General features: G+C 57.7%; 22 protein-coding genes and 1 other RNA gene. 9 read left to right on the plus strand and 14 right to left on the minus strand.

Going from position 1 to position 21,157, the window contains the following annotated elements; genetic code table 11:
• A partial coding sequence (locus tag ERD80_RS17000; protein ID WP_136547752.1) for an ABC transporter ATP-binding protein occupies positions 1-610 on the minus strand: 610 nt, incomplete at its 3' end.
• A 327-nt stretch (positions 611-937) separates the two neighbouring features.
• Between ERD80_RS17000 and ERD80_RS17005 the strand changes: the two genes are divergently transcribed.
• The 3 genes from ERD80_RS17005 (at position 938) to ERD80_RS17015 (ending at position 2,057) form a co-directional block, all read left to right on the plus strand.
• Positions 938-1,291 carry a hypothetical protein gene (locus tag ERD80_RS17005; protein ID WP_031279656.1) on the plus strand — a complete coding sequence of 118 codons (354 nt, stop codon included), beginning with the start codon at positions 938-940 and terminating at the stop codon, positions 1,289-1,291.
• A gap of 145 nt (positions 1,292-1,436) precedes the next feature.
• Positions 1,437-1,814 (plus strand): Hha toxicity modulator TomB, encoded by a 378-nt coding sequence (gene tomB / locus ERD80_RS17010; RefSeq protein ID WP_021313568.1) that lies wholly within the window; start codon positions 1,437-1,439, stop codon positions 1,812-1,814.
• Positions 1,815-1,838: 24 nt separating this feature from the next.
• Positions 1,839-2,057, plus strand: a complete 219-nt coding sequence (locus ERD80_RS17015) for an HHA domain-containing protein (protein WP_021507203.1) — start codon at positions 1,839-1,841, stop codon at positions 2,055-2,057.
• Between the two features lie 128 nt (positions 2,058-2,185).
• Here ERD80_RS17015 and ffs read toward each other — a convergent pair.
• Positions 2,186-2,282: signal recognition particle sRNA small type (gene ffs / locus ERD80_RS17020), an RNA gene on the minus strand.
• A gap of 176 nt (positions 2,283-2,458) precedes the next feature.
• Between ffs and ERD80_RS17025 the strand changes: the two genes are divergently transcribed.
• Entirely contained in the window at positions 2,459-2,770 is a 312-nt protein-coding gene (locus ERD80_RS17025; protein WP_021507202.1) for an MGMT family protein, read from the plus strand.
• Positions 2,771-2,937: 167 nt separating this feature from the next.
• On the opposite strand, the gene ERD80_RS17030 is transcribed toward ERD80_RS17025, so the two are convergent.
• Entirely contained in the window at positions 2,938-3,495 is a 558-nt protein-coding gene (locus tag ERD80_RS17030) for a YbaY family lipoprotein (protein ID WP_021507201.1), read from the minus strand.
• Positions 3,496-3,510: 15 nt separating this feature from the next.
• On the opposite strand from ERD80_RS17030, the gene ERD80_RS17035 reads away from it, so the two are divergent.
• Positions 3,511-3,702: a hypothetical protein gene (locus tag ERD80_RS17035; RefSeq protein WP_136547754.1), complete on the plus strand. Its 192-nt coding sequence runs from the start codon at positions 3,511-3,513 to the stop codon at positions 3,700-3,702.
• The gene (gene tesB, locus ERD80_RS17040) at positions 3,699-4,562 is read left to right on the plus strand and encodes an acyl-CoA thioesterase II (protein WP_088516247.1); all 864 of its coding nucleotides are present in this window, start codon (positions 3,699-3,701) and stop codon (positions 4,560-4,562) included. The genes ERD80_RS17035 and tesB overlap by 4 nt, the downstream gene beginning before the upstream one ends.
• Before the next feature lie 72 nt (positions 4,563-4,634).
• Here tesB and amtB read toward each other — a convergent pair whose 3' ends face one another.
• The 5 genes from amtB to ERD80_RS17065 form a co-directional block, all read right to left on the minus strand.
• On the minus strand, positions 4,635-5,924 hold the full coding sequence (amtB, locus tag ERD80_RS17045) for an ammonium transporter AmtB (protein ID WP_058757951.1): 1,290 nt from the start codon (positions 5,922-5,924) through the stop codon (positions 4,635-4,637).
• Positions 5,925-5,957: 33 nt separating this feature from the next.
• On the minus strand, positions 5,958-6,296 hold the full coding sequence (gene glnK / locus ERD80_RS17050) for a P-II family nitrogen regulator (protein ID WP_007886947.1): 339 nt from the start codon (positions 6,294-6,296) through the stop codon (positions 5,958-5,960).
• Between the two features lie 259 nt (positions 6,297-6,555).
• The gene (locus ERD80_RS17055; RefSeq protein ID WP_136547755.1) at positions 6,556-8,331 is read right to left on the minus strand and encodes a SmdB family multidrug efflux ABC transporter permease/ATP-binding protein; all 1,776 of its coding nucleotides are present in this window, start codon (positions 8,329-8,331) and stop codon (positions 6,556-6,558) included.
• The gene (locus tag ERD80_RS17060; RefSeq protein WP_136547757.1) at positions 8,324-10,093 is read right to left on the minus strand and encodes a SmdA family multidrug ABC transporter permease/ATP-binding protein; all 1,770 of its coding nucleotides are present in this window, start codon (positions 10,091-10,093) and stop codon (positions 8,324-8,326) included. The genes ERD80_RS17055 and ERD80_RS17060 overlap by 8 nt, the downstream gene beginning before the upstream one ends.
• A 24-nt stretch (positions 10,094-10,117) precedes the next feature.
• Positions 10,118-10,579, minus strand: coding sequence for an Lrp/AsnC family transcriptional regulator (locus ERD80_RS17065; protein ID WP_021507196.1), 462 nt, complete (start codon positions 10,577-10,579; stop codon positions 10,118-10,120).
• Between the two features lie 115 nt (positions 10,580-10,694).
• Here ERD80_RS17065 and ERD80_RS17070 point away from each other — a divergent pair, with 115 nt between their 5' ends.
• On the plus strand, positions 10,695-11,729 hold the full coding sequence (locus ERD80_RS17070; RefSeq protein ID WP_021507195.1) for a PLP-dependent cysteine synthase family protein: 1,035 nt from the start codon (positions 10,695-10,697) through the stop codon (positions 11,727-11,729).
• A gap of 34 nt (positions 11,730-11,763) precedes the next feature.
• Here ERD80_RS17070 and cof read toward each other — a convergent pair whose 3' ends face one another.
• Positions 11,764-12,585 carry an HMP-PP phosphatase gene (cof, locus tag ERD80_RS17075; protein WP_058757954.1) on the minus strand — a complete coding sequence of 274 codons (822 nt, stop codon included), beginning with the start codon at positions 12,583-12,585 and terminating at the stop codon, positions 11,764-11,766.
• A gap of 93 nt (positions 12,586-12,678) precedes the next feature.
• Between cof and ERD80_RS17080 the strand changes: the two genes are divergently transcribed.
• Positions 12,679-14,394, plus strand: a complete 1,716-nt coding sequence (locus tag ERD80_RS17080) for an SgrR family transcriptional regulator (protein WP_136547759.1) — start codon at positions 12,679-12,681, stop codon at positions 14,392-14,394.
• 26 nt (positions 14,395-14,420) lie between these two features.
• On the plus strand, positions 14,421-15,116 hold the full coding sequence (gene queC / locus ERD80_RS17085) for a 7-cyano-7-deazaguanine synthase QueC (RefSeq protein ID WP_058757956.1): 696 nt from the start codon (positions 14,421-14,423) through the stop codon (positions 15,114-15,116).
• 44 nt (positions 15,117-15,160) lie between these two features.
• Here the strand turns inward: queC and ERD80_RS17090 are convergent, their stop codons facing one another.
• The 5 genes from ERD80_RS17090 to lon all read right to left on the minus strand — a co-directional run bounded on the left by ERD80_RS17090 (position 15,161) and on the right by lon (position 21,079).
• On the minus strand, positions 15,161-15,568 hold the full coding sequence (locus ERD80_RS17090; RefSeq protein WP_136547761.1) for a YbgC/FadM family acyl-CoA thioesterase: 408 nt from the start codon (positions 15,566-15,568) through the stop codon (positions 15,161-15,163).
• A 101-nt stretch (positions 15,569-15,669) separates the two neighbouring features.
• Positions 15,670-15,993 carry a helix-hairpin-helix domain-containing protein gene (locus ERD80_RS17095; RefSeq protein ID WP_058775229.1) on the minus strand — a complete coding sequence of 108 codons (324 nt, stop codon included), beginning with the start codon at positions 15,991-15,993 and terminating at the stop codon, positions 15,670-15,672.
• 140 nt (positions 15,994-16,133) lie between these two features.
• The gene (gene ppiD, locus ERD80_RS17100) at positions 16,134-18,002 is read right to left on the minus strand and encodes a peptidylprolyl isomerase (protein WP_136547762.1); all 1,869 of its coding nucleotides are present in this window, start codon (positions 18,000-18,002) and stop codon (positions 16,134-16,136) included.
• 237 nt (positions 18,003-18,239) lie between these two features.
• Positions 18,240-18,512, minus strand: coding sequence for a nucleoid-associated protein HU-beta (gene hupB / locus ERD80_RS17105; protein WP_014606441.1), 273 nt, complete (start codon positions 18,510-18,512; stop codon positions 18,240-18,242).
• A 212-nt stretch (positions 18,513-18,724) separates the two neighbouring features.
• Positions 18,725-21,079, minus strand: a complete 2,355-nt coding sequence (lon, locus tag ERD80_RS17110; protein WP_021507187.1) for an endopeptidase La — start codon at positions 21,077-21,079, stop codon at positions 18,725-18,727.
• Between the last annotated feature and the right edge of the window lie 78 nt (positions 21,080-21,157).

The following is a 21,157-nucleotide window of genomic DNA, read 5'->3' on the forward strand; positions in this document are numbered from 1 at the left end:
CATCCAGCGACAGCACGTCACGAAAATGGCGCGCCACCAGCAGCTTGTCGTGCAGCACCACCAGCAGCGTGGTGCCCGCCCGCTGCTGCTGTTCGAGAATCGACATCAGTAACGTTATTGTCGGCGTATCAATGCCGTTGAAGGGTTCGTCCAGCAGCCAGAGCTGACTGCGCTGGAGCATCAGGCGCGCAAACAGCACGCGCTGCAGCTGCCCGCCGGAGAGCATCGCGGGCTGCGCAGTGGCGAAGTCGCGCATCTGCACCGCCTCCAGCGCGGCATCAATCTCCTGCCTCAGCGCACGCGTGATGCCACCGAACCAGCCGCAGCGCGGCCAGCAGCCCATTGCCACCAGCTCATAGACGGTGAGCGGGAAGCGGGTGTCCAGCTCGCTGCGCTGCGGCAACCAGCCCAGCGCTTTTCGCGGCAGCTGCAGTTCACAGCGTCCCGCCACTGGCGGCAGCAGTCCGGCGATAGTTTTGAGCAAGGTTGATTTGCCCGTTCCGTTGGCCCCGACCAGTGCCGTCATACTGCCGGCCGCCAGTTCGCCATTCACCACCGGCGTCACCGCCCTGCCCTGATAGCCGCCCTGCAGACGATGAAAACGCATCATTGATGGAGGCCCCAGACGATGGCTAAAGCCAGCAGGCTACTCAGCAGTAGCGCTACCAGCAGGCGCCCGCCAAGCGAGAGAAGTAATCCACTGTGATTCATGATAGGCAACCAAAATGTTATAACATAACAATATACTACCTGATGGCATCATCGCGACGCGCGGACGAAAGTGTTTCAAAAATTGATCAGCGGCGATACGCCTGGGCGATTTGTGCCATCAAGCCAGCGCCCATCGCAGCAATCGCCCTTTCTGTTTACCAATGGCTTGCAATGTCAGAGCTGAAAGCCAATGATAGAACTCTCCTTGCTTTTTACGGGATGCAGAATGCAGTCTATTATTCATAGTGATATTGACGTGAATGAGGATGATTGCGGCAAGTTACGCCAGATTATCCAGGGGAATATTCTCAAAATAGCCCAGGACCTTGCCGGCGATTTACAGTGGTATTCTCAAAACGCGCAATTAGTTCCGGACAGTTTTACCATTATTTCCATTCAGCCCGTCGGCCACAAACGATTTAAAATGCTTTACGATTTCACGTGGGATTTATTTAATCCCTGCCTTGATTTAAATGAAACCTTTACCCAACGTGAAGAAGTTATGTTCCAGACAACGCCCGGTGCGCTGGTGTTTGAGGTGATAGACAATACCCGCCCGTCACCGTGCGACGAATTGTAATATTTAGTAATTGGGTGAGCAAAACTAATGATTGTGGATTATATTTAAAAGGTCGCTGAATTCTTTTTATTCGTGATCGCTCCCTGGTAGCTTTTCCAAATCTCGCCGCGTCGCGGTAACTGTGCTCGCTATGGAGGGGAAAAAGATGGACGAATACTCACCGAAACGGCATGATATTGCCCAGCTTAAATTTCTGTGTGAGAACCTGTTTGACGAAAGTATGGCGACGCTAACCGACAGCCATCACGGCTGGGTTAATGATCCCACTTCGCCAGGCAATTTACAGCTCAACGATTTGATTGAGCATATCGCCTCTTTCACGATGAATTACAAAATTAAGCATGTTGAAGATGAAGCGCTGATTACGCAAATCGATGAATATCTTGATGATACCTTTATGCTGTTTAGCAGCTATGGAATCAATACCCAGGATCTTCAACGGTGGCAACGTTCAGCAAAACGCTTATTTAATCTGTTTGCCGAAGAGTGCGCTTATCTCCAGCAACCCAGCCATTCCTTTTAGCATCAGAGTGAGACCGGTTTATTTATGAGCAACCCAGCCTTAACCAAAACAGACTATTTGATGCGACTGCGTCGTTGTCGCTCAATTGACACCCTTGAACGGGTGATTGAAAAGAACAAGTATGAATTACCCGATGATGAGTTAGCGGTATTCTACTCCGCAGCCGATCACCGTCTGGCCGAGCTGACCATGAACAAGCTCTATGACAAAGTGCCCGGATCTGTCTGGAAGTACGTCCGCTAAGTTTTCTCCCCGCAGGTCGTTTCGTTACTCACCTTTATTTCCACGGATGACAGGCAGGCAAAGGAGTGCCGACAGGGTGCTGTGCCGCATTGCGCGCAGGGATTTTGCATGGGCAGAAATGGTGGAGGCCCTGCCAGCTACATCCCGGCACACGCGTCGCCTGCTGCGGCTGCTTCCTTCCGGACCTGACCGAGTTCACAAGTTAGCGTTGCGGGAGAACCAACAGGGCCCCCATTGACGAGCTCTCATGTTGAGAGCGCTGGCATTATCGGGGAAGCCCCTGGCAATTGCAAGCGCAGGCCGGGCAACCGTTGGTTTCTTGAACAGGCCGGCGGCAAAACCCTGCAGATAGCCGCAACCGCATGCTAAAGTGGCGCTTTTCCCGCAGACGAGGTGCGTCAGTGAGTGAACAGAGCAATTTTTCCGAGCGCGTCTGGCAAATTGTTGCCGCTATTCCTGCCGGTAAAGTGACGACCTACGGCGATGTCGCGCTGCTGGCCGGTTCACCGCGCGCCGCACGTCAGGTGGGCGGCGTGCTGCGGCGCCTGCCGCCAGGCAGTAAACTGCCGTGGTTCCGCGTGATTAATCGTCATGGTCGTATTTCGCTGCAGGGTGATGATCTTTTTCGTCAGCGCGATGCGCTGGAAGCCGAAGGTATTGAAGTGAGTGATGCGGGAGAAATTGAACTGGCGAAGTATCGCTGGGAGTATTAATGCTGACAGGCCGCACTCCCTTTAAGGCGCGGGAATGGCACTGCAGAAAGTAAAGAGTCACACGCCAGGGATGGCGTGTGCCGAGCGATCAGGGACGAGACAGCGCCTTTACTTTCTGCAGTGCCATTCTGGCGCAGCTGCCGTAACGCGCTGTCTCCCGTTTCAACTTACAGACTGGTTGGTGCCGGCACGGAGGCTGACGGCGTAACCTGAGTTGGCGACGTCGAAGGCACGGTGGTAGCAGCGCCCGGCTGGGTTGGCATCGCCATATTGGTCACCGGTACCAGCAGCAGTTCCGCTTTCGTTCCACCCTGATTAATCACCGGTTTCACCGTATCGGTGATAAACGCCAGCTTGCCGTCGATGGTGATCGCTGCGCTCAGCAAAATGCGCGCGTTCGGCTGGATATCAGCCGGGTTAAAGGGCAGCACAAACTGGAACGGTGCCTGTTTGCCCTCGGTGCGAACCACACGCTGTGACAGCACTTTGGACGGCGCGTCCGCCAGTGACGCATCGGCCAGCGTCACGGTCAGCACCGCATCCGGCGGCAGCGCAATACGCTGGCGAATATAGACGGAACCGCTTACGTTCGGCTGGGCAATCGCCGACGGCTGCCCGGCCACGCTGGCGCCTAAAGTTGGCGTCGGCACGGGTTTACTGTGATCGGCACAGCCTGTGATTGCCACCGCCAGTGTCATACCGCTAATTACATGCCAGAGTTTCATCGATGTCGTCTCCTTATGAACACTATGATTGTCGGCGGTAAATTTATTGGCTGGGTTTTCCACCGCCGATTGCTGTTAATTCTGGCACAAAAATCCCCTTTGCGCCTGAAGCCCCGCCATGCTGCTGAAAACCGGGTAAAAGCGTTGCGCAAACTGGTCGGATCTTTCACACTGACGCCATTGGCATCACTGAGGAATCCGTTATGAGCCAGGCACTGCACAACCTGCTTAATTTATTGAATCTGGAAAAACTGGAAGAGGGTCTGTTTCGCGGCCAGAGTGAAGATCTCGGCCTGCGCCAGGTGTTTGGCGGCCAGGTGGTGGGACAGGCGCTGTATGCGGCAAAACAAACCGTGCCGGAAGCCCGTATCATTCACTCCTTCCACAGCTACTTTCTGCGCCCGGGCGACAGCCAGAAAGCCATTATTTACGATGTGGAAACCCTGCGCGACGGCAAAAGCTTCAGCGCCCGCCGCGTCAGCGCCGTACAAAACGGTCAGCCGATCTTCTACATGACCGCATCCTTTCAGGCACCGGAAGATGGCTTCGAGCATCAGAACAGCATGCCGCAGGTGCCGGGACCCGATAACCTGCCCTCCGAGCAGGATCTCGCCCACCGACTGGCTGCGCACCTGCCGCTCAAGCTGAAAGAAAAATTCCTCGCCGAGCGCCCGCTGGATATCCGTCCGGTGCAGATCCACAATCCGCTGAAAGGCCACGTTGATGAGCCGCTGCGCCAGGTCTGGGTGCGTGCCAATGGCCAGCTGCCGGACGATCGCCGCATTCATCAATATCTGCTGGGCTACGCTTCCGATCTCAACTTTCTGCCGGTCGCGCTGCAGCCGCATGGCAAAGGCTTCCTTGAGCCGGATATGCAGGTGGCGACGATTGACCACTCCATGTGGTTCCACCGTCCATTCGATCTCTCAGAGTGGCTCCTGTACAGCGTGGTAAGCACCTCAGCGTCCGGCGCGCGCGGCTTCGTGCGCGGTGAGTTCTTCAGCCAGGACGGCACGCTGGTGGCGACGACGGTGCAGGAAGGGGTGATGCGTCAGCGCGAAGCATAAAAAAAGGGGCGATTATCTCGCCCCTTTCTCATCATTATTGTTATAGCGCACTGCTCTTCTGCCAGCCGGCACTTACTGGTTGTAAGCGTTCTCACCGTGGCTGTTCACATCCAGACCTTCACGTTCCTGTTCTTCCGGTACGCGCAGGCCAACAATCATATCTGCCAGCTTGAAGCCAATGAAGGCGACCACGCCAGACCAGACGATGGTCAGGCCACAGCTGAACAGCTGAACCCAAACCTGATGGCCCATGGTCACGCCTTCTGCGTAGCCGACGCCACCCAGTGACGAGGAGGCAAACACGCCGGTCAGGACACAACCGAGGATGCCACACACGCCGTGCACACCGAACACATCGCACGGGTCATCCACGCGCAGCCATTTCTTCAGCGTGGTCACACCCCAGATACCTGCCAGGCCACCGGCCAGACCGATAATCAGTGCGCCGCCGACGCCGACATAACCACAGGCTGGCGTGATGGCAACCAGACCGGCGATGAAGCCAGAAGACGCACCCAGCAGTGAAGGCTTACCGCGCAGCGCCCACTCACCGAACACCCACGACAGCACGGCACCCGCAGTGGCCACTACGGTATTCAGGAAGGCCAGCGCCGCGATTTCGTTAGCGGAAGACGCAGAGCCGGCGTTGAAGCCGAACCAGCCAACGTACAGAATCGCGGTACCGGTAAACACCATTGGCAGGTTATGCGGTTTGAACGCTTCTTTACCGAAGCCAGCACGCTTGCCTACCAGGTAAGCACCAACCAGACCCGCAACGGCGGCGTTGATGTGCACCACGGTACCGCCAGCGAAGTCCAGCGCGCCATCCTGTGCCAGGAAGCCGCCAGCCCACACCATATGTGCGATAGGCAGATAGGCCAGCGTCAGCCACACCAGCACGAAAATCAGTACCGCCGAGAAGCGAATACGCTCAGCCAGCGAACCAACAATCAGCCCCACGGTGATACAGGCGAAGGAAGCCTGGAACGCCACGTGAATGTACTGATAGAAGCTGCCCATCACCGCTTTCAGCTCGATATTTTTCAGCATCGCCCACTGGAAGTTACCGAAGAAGGCGTTGCCTTCGCTGAACGCCAGCGAGTAGCCGTAGACGATCCACAGTACGCATACTAACGCGAACGTCACCGCGACCTGAGTCAGCATCGACAGCACGTTTTTGCCGCGAATCAGGCCGCCGTAAAACAGGGCAATGCCGGGAATTGTCATGAACAGTACCAGCGCGGTACAAATCATCATAAACGCGTTATCGGCTTTATCCGCTACGGCAGGCGCAGCTGCCATCGCAAGAGACGGTAACAGCGCCAGGCTGGTGAGGCCCAACTTAGTCATTACTTTATTCATTTCTTTCCATCCCATCACAATTCAGAGCCCCAGTTACAGTGCTGCTTCGTCGGTCTCGCCGGTACGAATACGAATCACGCGCTGCAGTTCCGCGACGAAAATTTTGCCGTCGCCAATTTTGCCGGTGTACGCGGCTTTGCTGATCACATCCACCACTTCATCCAGCTGATCGTCCGCAATCGCAATATCGATTTTTACTTTTGGCAGGAAGTTAACGCTGTACTCGGCACCGCGGTACAGTTCTGCATGGCCTTTCTGACGACCGAAGCCTTTCACTTCGGTCACGGTCAGGCCCTGAATGCCAATGGAGGATAAGGCTTCACGCACGTCCTCCAGCTTAAATGGTTTGATTACCACGGTAACCAGCTTCATACGTTCCCCTCCGGATATAAAAATAGGTGAGTCTTCGCGGACACGTAGAGAGTTAAGCAAAGGCTGTGCCACAAATGGCAAAAGTGGGAGCTAAGGCTGCCGGGCGCAGAGTATCGCGCTCCGGTATGGCGTAACGGGCAAGGTTTTCATTCGGAAAAACAGAAAGGTGGGACTTTACTGCACTCCTTTGGTGCTTGCGGCCTCAAAGGAGTGCATCAATACAGAACATTCCGATAAATCTGCGCAAAAAAGGTGCAAATCACCCCTCTGCCGTTGCGGGTATGCCCGCCGCGAGTTCATCGCCAGCCTGCTGCAGCTGGTACATCTGCCAGTAACGGCCCTGGTGCGCCAGCAGTTCGGTGTGCGTACCGCGTTCGACTACCTGACCACGGTGCAGCACCAGAATCTGATCCGCTTCGGTGATGGTGGAAAGACGGTGAGCAATCACCACCAGCGTGCTGTGCTGGCGCAGCGTGCGCAGCGCCTGCTGAATCGCCTGCTCGGTGCCTGAGTCGATATTGGCAGTGGCCTCATCGAGGATCAGAATCTGCGGCAGCGACACCAGCACGCGCGCCAGCGCCAGCAGCTGTTTCTGCCCGACCGACAGCGTGTTCCCCTGCTCACCGAGCCGGGTATGAATGCCGTCGCGCATCGCGCGGGCCAGCGGTGCCAGCTGCACCTTCTCCAGCGCACGCCACACGTCCTCTTCGCTGATATCGCGTCCCAAACGCACGTTGGCCAATAGCGTATCGGCCAGTACCACCGGATCCTGTTGCACCATCGCCACGCTGCCGCGCAGCGCATCGTGCGTCAGCTGGCGCAGCGGGCGACCATCCAGTTCTATGCTGCCGCGCGTCACCGGATAGTAGCCCATCAGCAGATTGGCTAAAGTGCTTTTGCCACTGCCGGTATGGCCGACCAGTGCCACGAAGCCGCGCGCCGGCACCTCGAGATCGATATGGCTGAGCACGTCGCGGTTGTCGCGGTAGGCAAAGCTGACATCGCGCAGGGTGATACGCCCGGAAGCCAGCGGCTGAGCGTCACTGCCGTAGCCCTGCTGCGCCGCATCCATCAGTTCAAAAATACGTTCGCCCGACACCACCGCCTGCTGCAGCATTGACTGCTGCGTGGTGAGCTCAATCAGTGGCTCGTTAAGGCGGCCAAGATACGTGATAAAGGCGTATAGCACGCCAACCTCAAACACGCCCGGCGTGGCAAAGCTGAACAGCATCAGCAGACCGCACAAAATCAGTGCAGAAAACAGGCTGAGCAGCGGACGCAGCAGAAAGCCGTCCAGCCGCAGCGTCTCCATCCGCGCCAGATAGTGCGAGCGGCTGGCTTCGCCCATGCGCTCGCCAAAGCGCGCCTGCTGGCGAAACTGCTGGATCACACTCATGCCGTTAATCACTTCGTTGAAGCCATTATTGATTTCGGCCAGATAGCTACGTACGCGGCGCGCAATCGGCGTGCTGTAGCGCTGATAGATCAGCATCACCGTTAACACCAGCGGGAAAATCACCAGCGCCACCAGCGCCATACGCCAGTCGAGTGCAAACATCGCCACCAGCATCGCGCCAATCAGCGCAGCGCTGCGCAGCACAGTGGCCACCACCGTGACGTAAAGATCTTTGATCACTTCGGTGTCGTTGGTGACGCGCGAAATAATCTGCCCCACCGGCTGGGTGTCGAAGGCACTGAGCGGCTGGCGCAGCGCCGCATTCATCACGTCGACGCGCAGCTGCTGCACGACACCAATCGCCGCGCGGTTAAACAGCAGCGCCTGGAAATAGTGCAGACCCGCTGCCAGCAGCTGCAGCAGCACAAAGCCCACCAGCAGCCCGGCCACAATGCCCCACGGCATCTGATGTTTTGCCACCAGGTTATCGATAAAATAGCTGACCAGAACCGGACCGGTGACTTCGGCAGCGGCAGCGATCCACAGCATGCCGACGGCCAGCCACAGTGATTTGCGCCACGGTTTGCCGTAGGCCAGCAGGCGTTTCAGCGTTGGCCATAAGCGTTGCGATTTAGCCATGGTCGGCTCCCTGTTCTGACTCGTCCTCATCCAGCGCGGCTTCCAGCTGCTGATAGCGATACATATCGCGATACCAGCCCGGCTGCGCCGCCAGCGTATCGTGATCGCCGCGCTGTGCCACTGCGCCCTGCTGCAATACCAGGATCTCGCTGGCTTCGGTCAGCGCCGACAGCCGATGCGCGCTGATGATCAGCGTGCGCCCTTTGCCCCACAGGCGCAGATTATGCAAGATTTCATGTTCGGTACGGCCATCAACCGCCGACAGCGCATCGTCGAGGATCAGAATCTCCGCGTTGAGCAACAGCGCACGCGCAATGGCGATGCGCTGTTTCTGCCCGCCAGAGAGCATGACACCGCGCTCACCCACTTCGGTAGCGTACCCCTGTGGCAGACGCAGTATGTCATCGTGCACGCAGGCCATCTGCGCCACGCGCTCGATCTCTTCCTGCGTTGCCTCCGGGCGGCCCAGCGCCAGGTTATTCGCAACGGTATCGGAAAACAGGAACGGCGTCTGACTTACCACCGCCAGCCGGCTGCGCCAGCTGTCCAGCCGTAGTTGCGGTAGCGGAATGGCGTGATAGCAAATCTCGCCCTGATCGATATCAAAATGGCGCTGAATCAGGCTCAGCAGCGTGCTTTTGCCGCAGCCGGTAGGCCCGCACAGCCCAAGCATCTGCCCGGGTTGTAGCTGGAAATGCACGTCGCTCAGCACCGGCGCGCTGCTCGCCGGATAGTGGAAGGCGCGGATCGCCACCTGCAGCACGCCCGCTTCCACCGGCAGTGGCTGCTGACCATCCTCAACCGCAGGCGCTTCCGCCAGCAGCGCACCAATACGGCTCCAGGCCGCGCTGCCGCGCTCGACGATGTTAATCATCCACGCCAGCGCCAGCATCGGCCAAATCATCAGCCCTAAGTACATGACGAAGCTGGTGAGCTGCCCGAGCGTCAGTGAACCGTGCCACACCATCCAGCCGCCACCGCCAATCGCCAGCAAATTCGAAAAGCCCACGGCGATATAAATGATGGGATCGAAGCGCGCATCAACGCGCGCCACGTGCAGATTTTTGCGGCCGGTGTCGCTGGCGATATCGGCAAACTGGCTCGACTGATGATCTTCCAGGCCAAAGGCTTTGATCATGCGGATGCTGGTCAGGCTCTCCTGCGTTTGGTCGTTCAGGCTGGAGAACGCTGCCTGCGCCACTTTGAAGCGCTGATGCAGACGTGCACCATCTTTCTGGATCGCCAGTGCCATCAGCGGCATCGGAATCAGGGCCAGCAGCGTCAGCTCCCAGCTGATCTGCACGCTCATTACCGCCAGTACCACCAGCCCCATCACCAGCGAATCCACCAGCGTCAGCACGCCTTCACCGGCGGCAAACACCACACGGTCGACATCGTTGGTGGCGCGGGCAATCAGATCGCCGGTGCGGTGGCGCAGGTAAAACGCCGGATGCTGGCGACTAAGCTGGCGGTAAAAATCTTCGCGCAGCTCCACCGCCAGCTGGTAAGAGGCGCCGAACAACAGCACGCGCCAGACGTAGCGCAGCAAATAGACAATCACTGCGGTCACCAGCATCACGCCGATCCACAGAAAAATTTCGCCGCGCGTCAGGCTGTGCTGGGTCACGCCGTCGACAATCACGCCGACCAGATGCGGAGGCAGCAGCTGCAGCAGCGCAATGATAATCAGCAAGCTGATGGCGCCCAGATAGCGCCGCCACTCGCGCAAAAAATACCAACTTAACTGGCTGAATAATCGCACAAAACAATCTCTTGTAATGCCCGTTCAGGGCGCTACCGGCAAGGCGGTGGTGTATTTAATCTCTTCCATAGCGAAGCTGGAGGTGACGTCAATCAGCCCCGGCACGCCGTTAACCAGACGCTTGTAAAACGCGTCGTAGCTCTTCATATCGGCCACCTGAATGCGCAGCAGGTAGTCGTACTCGCCCGCCATGCGGTAAAAGGCCATCACTTCCGGCATCTGCTGTACCACCGCGACAAACTGCTGAAACCAGTCGCTGCTGTGCTGCTGGGTTTTGATCAGCATAAAGGCGGTGAGCGACAGGCCGAGCTTTTCACCATCCAGCAACGCGACGCGCGCCCGAATAATGCCATCATCTTCCAGCTTTTTCAGGCGTTTCCAGCACGGCGTGGTGGTGAGATTCACCGCATCGGCCAGCGCCTGCAGTGACAGCGTGCAGTCTTTTTGCAGCAGCGCCAGCAGTGTGCGGTCAGTTTTATCTAGCATTCGCCACCTCAGGAGAAAAATTTTCTCTTATTTGCCAATTATAACCAACTTTTAGCAACCTCTTTTTCCTGCCAGTGCCTTACACTGAGCGCAATCTCGCTGCCGGAATCGCACCATGCAAACGCCCTGGGTTCGCCACGCTATCAATGAAATTAACGCCGACTTTCAGCGCTCCGCTGATACGCACCTGATCCGTTTTACGCTGGACGATTTCCCCGGCATTCGCTTTTATCTTAAGGATGAAAGCACCCATCCAAGCGGCAGCCTGAAACATCGCCTGGCGCGTTCGCTTTTTCTCTATGGTCTGGCCAATGGCTGGATTGGAGAAAACACGCCGATCATCGAAGCCTCCTCCGGCAGCACCGCGGTGTCGGAAGCCTATTTTGCCCGTCTGCTCGGCCTGCCGTTTATCGCCGTGATGCCAGCCAGCACTGCGCGGCGCAAAATCGAGCTGATCCGCTTTTACGGCGGGGAGTGCCACTTCGTCGCCGATCCGTGCCAGCTGTACAGCGAATCCGAGCGCCTGGCACGTGAACTCAACGGCCATTTTATGGATCAGTTTACCTACGCCGAACGCGCCACCGACTGGCGCGGCAACAACAATATTGCCGAAAGCATTTTCCGCCAGATGGCGCATGAACCTTTCCCGGTGCCGCACACCCTGATCATGAGTGCCGGCACCGGCGGCACCTCGGCTACGCTGGGGCGCTACATTCGCTATCAGGGCCACGACACGCGCCTGCTGGTGGTCGATCCGCAACACTCGGTGTTTTTCGATTACTGGCACAGCCGCGATCGCACACTGCGCAGCGAGCGTGGCAGCCTGATTGAGGGGATTGGTCGCCCGCGCGTTGAGCCGTCGTTTTTACCGGATGTGATTGACGAAATGATGAAAGTGCCCGATGGCGCCACCGTGGCGGCCATGCTAAGGCTGGAGCAGATTCTCGGCCGGCGTCCGGGCGCCTCTACCGGCACCAATTTCTGGGGCATGCTGCAGGTGGCAAAACGGCTGCGTGCGCAGGGGCAATCCGCCGCGCTGGTGACGCTGCTGTGTGACAGCGGCGAGCGCTATCCGGATACCTATTACAATCCGCAGTGGGTCGCTGAGCAGATCGGCGATATTCAGGCGTGGCAGCGCGAGCTGCAATAAAAAACCGGACATTCTGTCCGGTTCACTGTAAGCCTCAGCATTCGGGGGAATAATCGAGGTGTGGTGTGGTCATCCAGTGATTTAAGTAGTGAGACACTGCCTGTGTCTCGCAATGGCCAATAATCGGTAAATGGGGCAGCGAGGTTTTTAGCTGGTGCATGGCGTTGCCCATGATGAAACCGCGCCCGACGCGCTCCAGCATTTCGCGGTCGTTCATCGCATCGCCAAATGCCATGCAATCCGCCAGCGACAGCGACAGATGCTGGCACAGCCGCGCCAGCGCGGCGCCTTTGTGGCAATCCACCGGTAAAACTTCCAGACACTCCCTGGCGGAGAAGCACAGGCTGGCGCGATCGCCGAGCGCCTGTTGCAGTTCAATCTTCAGCGCCAGCAGCATCTCATACGGCGCGATAAAGCAGATCTTGGTGACTTCATGTGCCGGCATGCGGCGTAAATCACGCAGCTGATAGTGAAATCCGCTCATCGCATGCGCTTCCAGCAATCCCGGGAGCGGTTTATCGGTAAACCAGCCTTCGTCATTGAAGATGTGGATCGACGCGGGGGTTTGCCAGTGACTGTGCAACACCTCTTCCGCCACCGACGGCGCTAAATCACAGCCGTACAGCTGCCTGCCCTCGACATCGTGAATGCGCGTGCCGTTACCGGTGATCAGCCAGGCGGGCAAGGTGATCTGCTGACGTACTGCCTGCATATCCAGCAGGTGACGCCCCGTGGCAAACGCCAGTGTAACGCCACGCTGGTGTAGGGCGTTGAGGCTCTGCAGCGTCTCCGCACCTAAACGGTGGGTAGGCAGCAGCAGTGTACCGTCCATATCAAATGCCGCGAGGCGGGCCATAGAAACTCTCCGGTCTGAATGAGGGGTTTACTATCGCCTGGTAATTACGGAACTAATAGTGAATACTTTCAAAAAACTGTTCCGGGTTTAATCATGCGACAGCTTCATCGGGTTAATCAGTTTCAGCGCCTTTGGCAGCTTAGCCAGGGCGAAGCGCAGCGCATCAGCGTTGCGGCCATGGCGCAGCACTGCTTTTGCAGCGAGCGCCACGTGCGTACCCTGCTGCGGCAGTGGCAGCAGGCGGGCTGGCTGCAGTGGCACGGTGCGGCGGGACGCGGTAAACAAGGCGAACTGCGCTTTCTGCTCTCTCCCGAACAGCTGCGTCAGCAGTTGCTCAGCCAGCAGCTGGCAGCCGGTGAAGCGGTACAGGCGTTGCAGGTGCTGGATGTCGCGCCTGAACGGCTGGTGAAAATGCTGCGCCCACTGATGGGCGGCCAGTGGCTGAACCAGGCGCCCGTGCTACGCATTCCCTATTATCGCGCGATGGAGGCGCTGGATCCGCTGCAGCTCACCGGACGCGCCGAGCAGCATCTGGTACGCCAGATTTTTTCCGGCCTGACGCGCTTTAACGCGGATGATGTCGAGGGCGATCTGGCACATCACTGGCAGCACGATGCGCAGGGCCGCGAATGGTATTTCTGGCTGCGGCCACTGCTCAGCTGGCACAACGACGAACCGGTGCAGGCGGAACAGCTGGTCCAGCAGCTGCAACGTATCATGCAGACGCCGCAGGGCGGCCGCCTGCTGGCGGCGGTGGAACACATCGATGCGCCACATCCGCTGGCGCTGCGTATCCGGCTGCGCACCAGCGATTACTGGCTACCGCAGCGGCTGGCGCATCAGTTTTGCCTGCTGCCGCATCCGGAACATGCCGATATCGGCAGCGGACCGTGGCGCCTGACGCACTTTACCCGCGAGCTGGTGCGGCTGGAGAGCCATGCGCGCTGGCACCATCAGCGTCCGCTGATTCAGGTGGTGGAATACTGGATTACGCCGCAGCTGTTCGAGCGCGGGCTGGGCACCAGCTGCCGCCATCCGGTGCAGATCGCCATTGGCGATCCCGACAAGCTGGACACGCTGCGGCCGGTGGATCGCAGCATCAGTCTCGGTTTCTGTTACCTGGCGCCGCGTTTCTCGGCTCGCTTCAGCCAGGCGCAGGCCAAAACGCTGCTCGCGCTGATTCAGCACAGCGGCGTCATTCAGCAGCTGCCGCTGGATGAAGGCTTAATTACGCCAACCGCAGAGCTGCTGCCCGGCTGGCCGCTGCCCGCCCCACACCGCCCGGAAGGCACAGTGCCCGCAACGCTGACGCTGCATTATCACCAGCCCATCGAACTGCACGTCATGGCCCAGGCGCTGGTGCCGCTGCTGGCGGCACAGGGCTGTACCCTCACCTGCGTATTTCACGACGTCAAAAGCTGGCGCGACGACATCGATCTGAGTGACGCCGACATCATCATGGGCGACCGTCTGATTGGTGATGCGCCGCAGTTTACCCTGGTGAACTGGCTGGAAAATGATGCGGCCTGGCAACCGCTGCGTCCGGCGGTACTGCAGGCACCGCTGCACGCTATCGCCCGTCAGGCCAGCCCGGCACTGCGCAGCGCCGCAATTCATCAGCTGTTTCAGCGGTTAATGCGCGACGGCCATTTGCTGCCGCTGTTTAACTATCGCTACCAGGTGTTTGCCCCGCCTGGCGTCGAAGGTATTCAGCTTAACAGCATGGGCTGGTTCGATTTCACCCGCGCCTGGATCCCGCCGCCTGCCGCAGGCGGTGCTGTTCAGCCCGCGCCAGAGTCAGTACCATAGGCGCACTGATTTATGGGGAAGAAAACATGAAACGAGCCGTTGTCGTATTCAGTGGCGGACAAGACTCCACCACCTGTCTGATTCAGGCGCTGCAGCAGTATGATGAAGTGCACTGCGTGACCTTTGATTATGGTCAGCGCCATCGCGAAGAGATCAGCGTCGCCGCAGAGCTGGCGCACCAGCTGGGCGCGCGGGCGCACAAAGTGCTGGACGTAACGCTGCTCAATGAACTGGCGGTCAGCAGCCTGACGCGCGATAACATTCCGGTGCCGGCCTACAATCCGCAGGCCAGCGGCCTGCCCAGCACCTTTGTCCCGGGGCGTAACATCCTGTTTCTGACGCTGGCCTCAATTTATGCCTATCAGGTGGAAGCCGAAGCGGTGATCACCGGCGTATGTGAAACCGATTTTTCCGGCTACCCGGATTGCCGTGACGAGTTTGTCAAAGCGCTGAACAACGCCGTCACTCTCGGCATGGCGCGCGACGTGCGTTTTGAAACGCCGCTGATGTGGCTGAATAAAGCGGAAACCTGGGCGCTGGCGGACTACTGGCAGCAGCTGCCGCTGGTCCGATCGGAGACGCTAACCTGCTACAACGGCGTCAAAGGCGACGGCTGTGGTGAGTGTGCGGCCTGCCATCTGCGCGCGCGCGGCCTGGCCGATTACCAGGCCAATGCGGCCAGCGTGATGGCGGCGATGAAACAGAAAAGCGGCCTGCGCTGATTGCGACCGCACTGCGAGCTGGCGTGCTTTCTGGGCATGCCAGCTCAGGAAGGCGCGGTCATCAATGCCGCCAGGCGTTCACGTAACTCCCCTTCCAGCGGCACGGTTTTTTGCGTGCGCAAATCGATGCAGACGAAGGTCAGCGCCGCATCCGCCACCAGCGTATTATCACCCGCCAGCACCACCCGCTGTAAAATAATGCCGCTTTTGCCGTTGAGCTGCGAGACCTCGCTCTCAATGTGCAGCACGTCGCCCAGCACCGCCGGACGACGATAGTTAATGTTGATATTCACCACCACAAACGCCAGCTGCTGCTCCAGCAGCCAGTGAAAGGCATCGGCATCTTCCAGCCACTGCCAGCGCGCCTCTTCCAGAAATTCCAGGTAGCGCGCATTGTTCACATGCTGATAGACGTCAAGATGATAGCCGCGCACTTTGATGATAGTTTGCATGATTGCTCCTGTTCAGGCTGTGAATGACAACTGGTTGGACCTGTTGAGCATAGCACAGCCTGATGGGCCGCTTTAGCAATCCTTCAGAGTCGCGAGCCGCTTCACAATTTCAGCCGCGCGCTGTTCCGCTCCACCAGCGCACTGCCAATACCCGGTACTTCTTTCAGCTGCTCGATGGCGCTGAAGGGCCCGTACTGCTCACGATAGCTGACAATCGCCTGCGCTTTTTTCAGTCCAATACCGTTCATGGCGGCGGCCAGCTGCTCGGCCGTGGCCTGATTGATGCTGACCTGTTCCTGCTGCGGCGTGGACACCTGCGTCGCCTGCGTTTCACTGGGGCTTTCCGCCGCCGCCAGTCCGCTGGTCCAGAGCGCGCCGCCCAGCGCCAGCGTGATGCAAAAGGCACGAAATGTTGATTTAACCATGCTGTGTTTCTCCTTGTGTTTGACAGCCACTGCAGGGTGGCACAAGCGAGAAACCCACTCAAAAGGTGATGATCAGAAATGGAAAAGGCCGCAGAAGCGGCCTTTCGGTATTGCAGCAGTTTACCTTTTTTTTGTGAGGCTTACTGGTTTTGTGCGGCGGCGCCGTACTTAATCTTCGCCTCTTTACGCAGGTTTTCCAGCAGCGCTTCAAAGGCAATCTGCGCGTTGTTTTGCGTCACGCCTTTCACCATTTCGTCGATCTGCGCCTGCGGCATGTTGCCCGCGCTGACCTTATCCAGCGCGACCAGCACCACGTTGCCCTGCATATCTTCGCTGACACCCCACGATGGCTGGTTATCCGCTGGCTGTGGCAGGTTGAATGCGGCCTGTGCCACCGGATCCTGCGCGTTGCGATCAACGGTTTTGCTGGCGCTCAGCGTCATGCCAGCCGCCTGCAGCGCGTCCTGTTTGCCCGCTTTCAGCTCGGTCAGCAGTTTGTCTGCCTGCGCTTTGGCCTGCTGCGTCGCTTTGTCATGCTTCAGACTGTCGGCAATCTGCGCTTTAACCTGATCCAGCGGTTTAACCGCTTCCGGTTTGTGCTCGCTGATGCGCAACACAAACGCCCGATCGCCATCGACGCTGATGATGTCAGAATTGTTGCCCGGCGCGCCGTTCTGACCGGTCAGGCCACCGTTGAAGATCGCCTGTTTAACCGCATCGAAATCGAGATCGGCCGGCACGTTATCGCGGGTGATCCAGCCCGTTTCCACCACTTTCAGGCCAGATGCCTGTGCGGCGCCCGCCAGGGATTCGTTGTCGTTGCTGGCGGCTTCGCTCACCTTCTGCTGCATCTTATAGAAGGCGTCGACGGCTTTTTCCTGCTTCACTTTATCCGCCACCGCATCGTGCACATCCGCCAGCGGTTTAACCTGCTCTGGCTGGATATCGTCCAGACGCACCACCAGGAAACCGACTGAGGACTTGATCACGCCAGACAGCTGACCTTTCTGCGTCAGGTTGGCGTTTTTCAGTTCGTCCGGCGTGGTGTTCGGCTCCAGCCAGCCCATGTCGCCGCCTTTACGCGCAGAGATTGGGTCGATGGATTTGCTCTTCGCCAGCGTGGCGAAATCCTCGCCCTTTTTCAGCGCATCCAGCACCGCGTTGGCATCGGCTTCGGTTTTGGTCTGAATGATGCTGTAACGGTTGCGCTGCGGCTGTGAATAGTCGGCTTTGTGCTGATCGTACCAGCTCTGAATATCCGCTTCGCTGGCGTTCTCCTGCAGGCTGGCCGCATCCATTTTGATGTAGCTGACGCGGAACTGCTCAGGTGCCATAAAGCTGCTCTGATGCTGCTGGTAGTACTGATTGATTTCGTCGTCGCTGGCGGTTTGTTTCGCGGCCAGCGCATTAACGTCAATCACCGCCTGACGAATCTCGCGCTGCTGCGAGACCAGATCCACCAGCTTGCTGGTTTCACCCTTCAGCATGAAGTCGGTATTGGCGATGGCGTTGATCAGCTGCTGCGTCGCCAGCTGCTTGCGCAGCGCTTCGGCGTACTGATCGGCACTAAAGCCCATGCTGGCGATCAGGCCGTTGTATTTCGCGTTGTCGAACTTACCGTTGGTCTGGAAAGCCTGCTGATTGAAAATAGCCTGCTTCACCTGATCGTCGCTGATGCCAATGTGCAGATCTTTGATGTACTGATCGAGCAGCGCCTGATCGATCAGCTGTGACAGCGCCTGCTGGCGCATCTGCTGCATGTAGCCGTCGTTGCTGGCCAGCTGCGAGAACTGGTCGCCCAGCATCTGCTGCTGACGGTTGCGCTCGTTGTTAAACGCCTGTTCCAGCTCACCGCGGCTAATTTCATGGCCGTTCACTTTGGCAGCGTAATCGCTGTTACCGCCAATCAGGTAGTTGCCCACCCCGGTCAGTACGAATGACAGGATGATCAATCCCAGAATGATCTTGAGCACGACATGGTTCGACGCCGCGCGTAAATTGTCCATCATGGTATGACAACACTCCGCTGTAGTGTGGATGTAAAGCTCTGACACGATGTCATCATCGTGCAGCTGCGGTTCAGGCTGGCAGCTGGCAACCATGCGGAGACTGAAGCCAGCGGCTAAAGTCGCGCATCAAGATAAAAAAAGGCACATCAAAAATGATGTGCCCGTATGTTACATGAGAACGCCTTTTTCGTCCTCAATCCATGGAAGAAAATGCTTCGATGGACAGGTCAGCGGTCATTAATTGACGGCGTCTTTCAGTGCTTTACCTGCACGGAAGCCCGGTACTTTACCAGCCGGGATGGTGATTTCTTTACCGGTTTGTGGGTTACGGCCGGTGCGGGCAGCACGCTCGCGTACAGAGAAGGTACCGAAACCGACCAGTGCCACTTCGTCACCGCCTTTCAGCGCGTCAGAAACGGAGCCCATGAATGCATCTAACACACGTCCCGCTGCCGCTTTAGAAATGTCAGCGTCTGCAGCAATTTTGTCGATCAACTGTGACTTATTCACTCTCTTCATCCCCTCTTTTATTATTCACTCGCACCCGCGCTTCCCGCCCGGTGCGAACGCGCAGCCAGTTATATCAAGCCTGTTGAGCTGAAACAACGGTATTCATCTTAATCGTTGATCCAGCAGCCCCCTAAATTAGCGGCACAAAAAAAAGCTGGCAAGCCCGATTTGGCCTGCCAGCTTCGCTTTTTAGCGCTTTTTGTCGCTAATCACTATTTTGCCGTGGCAACCTGCATCCCGTACGGGGCATTTTCCAGCGCCAGGCTCAGCACTTCTTCAATACGCTTCACCGGATGGATCGACAGATCGGCAATCACGTTCTGTGGAATCTCTTCCAGATCGCGCTTGTTTTCGTCCGGGATCAGCACGGTTTTGATGCCGCCGCGATGCGCCGCCAGCAGTTTCTCTTTCAGGCCACCAATCGGCAGTACCTGACCGCGCAGTGTGATCTCGCCGGTCATCGCCACGTCCGAACGCACCGGGTTACCGGTCAGACAGGAGACCAGTGCGGTACACATCGCGATACCGGCGCTTGGACCATCTTTCGGCGTCGCCCCTTCCGGTACGTGTACGTGGATATCACGCTTCTCGTAGAAGTCGCCGTTGATGCCGAGTTTCTCCGCACGGGCGCGTACTACCGTCAGCGCCGCCTGGATGGACTCCTGCATCACCTCACCGAGTGAACCGGTGTAGGTCAGCTTGCCTTTGCCCGGCACGCAGGCGGTTTCGATGGTGAGCAGATCGCCGCCCACTTCGGTCCACGCCAGGCCGGTGACCTGACCAACACGGTTTTCGCTGTCAGCGCGGCCGTAATCAAAGCGCTGCACGCCCAGGAAATCCTTGAGGTTTTCGCCGTTGATTTTGATGCTCTTTTTCGCTTTGTCCATCAGCAGCGCTTTTACCGCTTTACGGCACAGCTTGGAGAGTTCGCGCTCCAGGCTACGCACGCCCGCTTCACGGGTGTAATAGCGGATAATGCCGATAATGGCGCTGTCGTCAACGCTGATCTCTTTCTCTTTCAGCGCATTACGCTCGATCTGCTTCGGCAGCAGGTGCTGTTTAGCGATGTTGAGCTTCTCATCTTCGGTGTAGCCGGAGAGACGAATCACTTCCATACGATCCAGCAGCGGAGCCGGAATGTTCATGGAGTTAGAGGTAGCCACAAACATCACATCTGACAGATCGTAATCCACTTCCAGATAGTGATCGTTGAACGCAATGTTCTGCTCCGGATCCAGTACCTCCAGCAGCGCTGAAGCCGGATCGCCGCGCATATCGGATGACATTTTGTCGATCTCATCCAACAGGAACAGCGGGTTTTTCACGCCGACTTTGGCCATTTTCTGGATCAGTTTGCCCGGCATCGACCCGATATAGGTACGACGGTGGCCGCGGATTTCCGCTTCGTCACGCACGCCGCCCAGCGCCATACGCACATATTTACGGCCAGTGGCTTTGGCGATTGACTGTCCCAGCGAGGTTTTACCCACGCCCGGCGGTCCGACCAGACACAGAATCGGCCCTTTAATTTTGCTGACGCGACTCTGCACCGCAAGATACTCAAGGATGCGGTCTTTCACGCGCTCCAGACCGTAATGGTCGGTATCCAGCGTCTCCTGCGCTTTCCGCAGGTCTTTTTTCACCTTGCTGCGCGCGTTCCACGGAACCTGCACCATCCAGTCGATGTAGCCGCGCACCACGGTGGCTTCCGCTGACATCGGTGACATCATCTTCAGCTTCTGCAGTTCGGCTTCGGCCTTCTCGCGCGCCTCGGCCGGCATTTTCGCCGCGTCGATTTTGCGTTTCAGCGCTTCGTATTCATCCGGCGCATCGTCCATCTCGCCCAGCTCTTTCTGAATCGCTTTCATTTGCTCATTCAGATAGTACTCGCGCTGGCTTTTCTCCATCTGCTTTTTAACGCGGTTGCGGATACGCTTCTCAACCTGCAGCAGATCGATTTCCGATTCCATCATCGCCATGAGATATTCCAGACGCTCATTAATGTCGGACATCTCCAGCACTGACTGTTTGTCAGCCAGCTTAAGCGGCATGTGTGCCGCCACGGTGTCGGCGAGACGCGCCGCGTCGTCGATGCTGTTGAGTGAAGTCAGCACCTCCGGCGGGATTTTTTTGTTCAGCTTGATGTAGCCTTCAAACTGATTGATGGCGGTACGCACCAGCACTTCCTGCTCGCGCTCTTCAATTTCCGGCGAGATCAGGTATTCGGCCTGGGCAACAAAGTGGTCGCCATTGTCCGCTAAAGTGGTGATGTGTGCGCGCTGAAGACCTTCCACCAGCACCTTAACGGTGCCGTCTGGCAGTTTCAGCATCTGCAGTACGGAAGCAACGGTCCCTACCGCGAAGAGATCGTTAATACCAGGTTCATCCGTTGAAGCCTCTTTCTGGGCAACCAGCATGATCTTCTTGTCATGATCCATCGCCGCTTCGAGGCAACGAATCGATTTTTCCCGACCAACAAACAACGGAATTACCATGTGCGGATAAACCACCACGTCGCGCAACGGCAACACGGGGATTTCAATGCGTTCAGAACGCTCAGGATTCATAGAGCTCTCTCTTAGTTTAATGTCCGCCAGGTGATGGGAACCGCGTGATACAGGCTGTATGCAGTTAGACCCACAGGA

Source organism: Pantoea sp. R102, assembly GCF_004916815.1.
Classification (GTDB): domain Bacteria; phylum Pseudomonadota; class Gammaproteobacteria; order Enterobacterales; family Enterobacteriaceae; genus Pantoea; species Pantoea dispersa.

Coding starts and splice junctions, on each gene's coding strand:
- ERD80_RS17005 (WP_031279656.1), top strand. CDS start 938: ATGCAGTCTATTATTCATAGTGATATTGACGTGAATGAGGATGATTGC.
- tomB (WP_021313568.1), top strand. CDS start 1,437: ATGGACGAATACTCACCGAAACGGCATGATATTGCCCAGCTTAAATTT.
- ERD80_RS17015 (WP_021507203.1), top strand. CDS start 1,839: ATGAGCAACCCAGCCTTAACCAAAACAGACTATTTGATGCGACTGCGT.
- ERD80_RS17030 (WP_021507201.1), bottom strand. CDS start 3,495: ATGAAACTCTGGCATGTAATTAGCGGTATGACACTGGCGGTGGCAATC.
- ERD80_RS17035 (WP_136547754.1), top strand. CDS start 3,511: ATGAACACTATGATTGTCGGCGGTAAATTTATTGGCTGGGTTTTCCAC.
- tesB (WP_088516247.1), top strand. CDS start 3,699: ATGAGCCAGGCACTGCACAACCTGCTTAATTTATTGAATCTGGAAAAA.
- amtB (WP_058757951.1), bottom strand. CDS start 5,924: ATGAATAAAGTAATGACTAAGTTGGGCCTCACCAGCCTGGCGCTGTTA.
- glnK (WP_007886947.1), bottom strand. CDS start 6,296: ATGAAGCTGGTTACCGTGGTAATCAAACCATTTAAGCTGGAGGACGTG.
- ERD80_RS17055 (WP_136547755.1), bottom strand. CDS start 8,331: ATGGCTAAATCGCAACGCTTATGGCCAACGCTGAAACGCCTGCTGGCC.
- ERD80_RS17065 (WP_021507196.1), bottom strand. CDS start 10,579: ATGCTAGATAAAACTGACCGCACACTGCTGGCGCTGCTGCAAAAAGAC.
- ERD80_RS17070 (WP_021507195.1), top strand. CDS start 10,695: ATGCAAACGCCCTGGGTTCGCCACGCTATCAATGAAATTAACGCCGAC.
- cof (WP_058757954.1), bottom strand. CDS start 12,585: ATGGCCCGCCTCGCGGCATTTGATATGGACGGTACACTGCTGCTGCCT.
- ERD80_RS17080 (WP_136547759.1), top strand. CDS start 12,679: ATGCGACAGCTTCATCGGGTTAATCAGTTTCAGCGCCTTTGGCAGCTT.
- queC (WP_058757956.1), top strand. CDS start 14,421: ATGAAACGAGCCGTTGTCGTATTCAGTGGCGGACAAGACTCCACCACC.
- ERD80_RS17090 (WP_136547761.1), bottom strand. CDS start 15,568: ATGCAAACTATCATCAAAGTGCGCGGCTATCATCTTGACGTCTATCAG.
- ERD80_RS17095 (WP_058775229.1), bottom strand. CDS start 15,993: ATGGTTAAATCAACATTTCGTGCCTTTTGCATCACGCTGGCGCTGGGC.
- ppiD (WP_136547762.1), bottom strand. CDS start 18,002: ATGATGGACAATTTACGCGCGGCGTCGAACCATGTCGTGCTCAAGATC.
- lon (WP_021507187.1), bottom strand. CDS start 21,079: ATGAATCCTGAGCGTTCTGAACGCATTGAAATCCCCGTGTTGCCGTTG.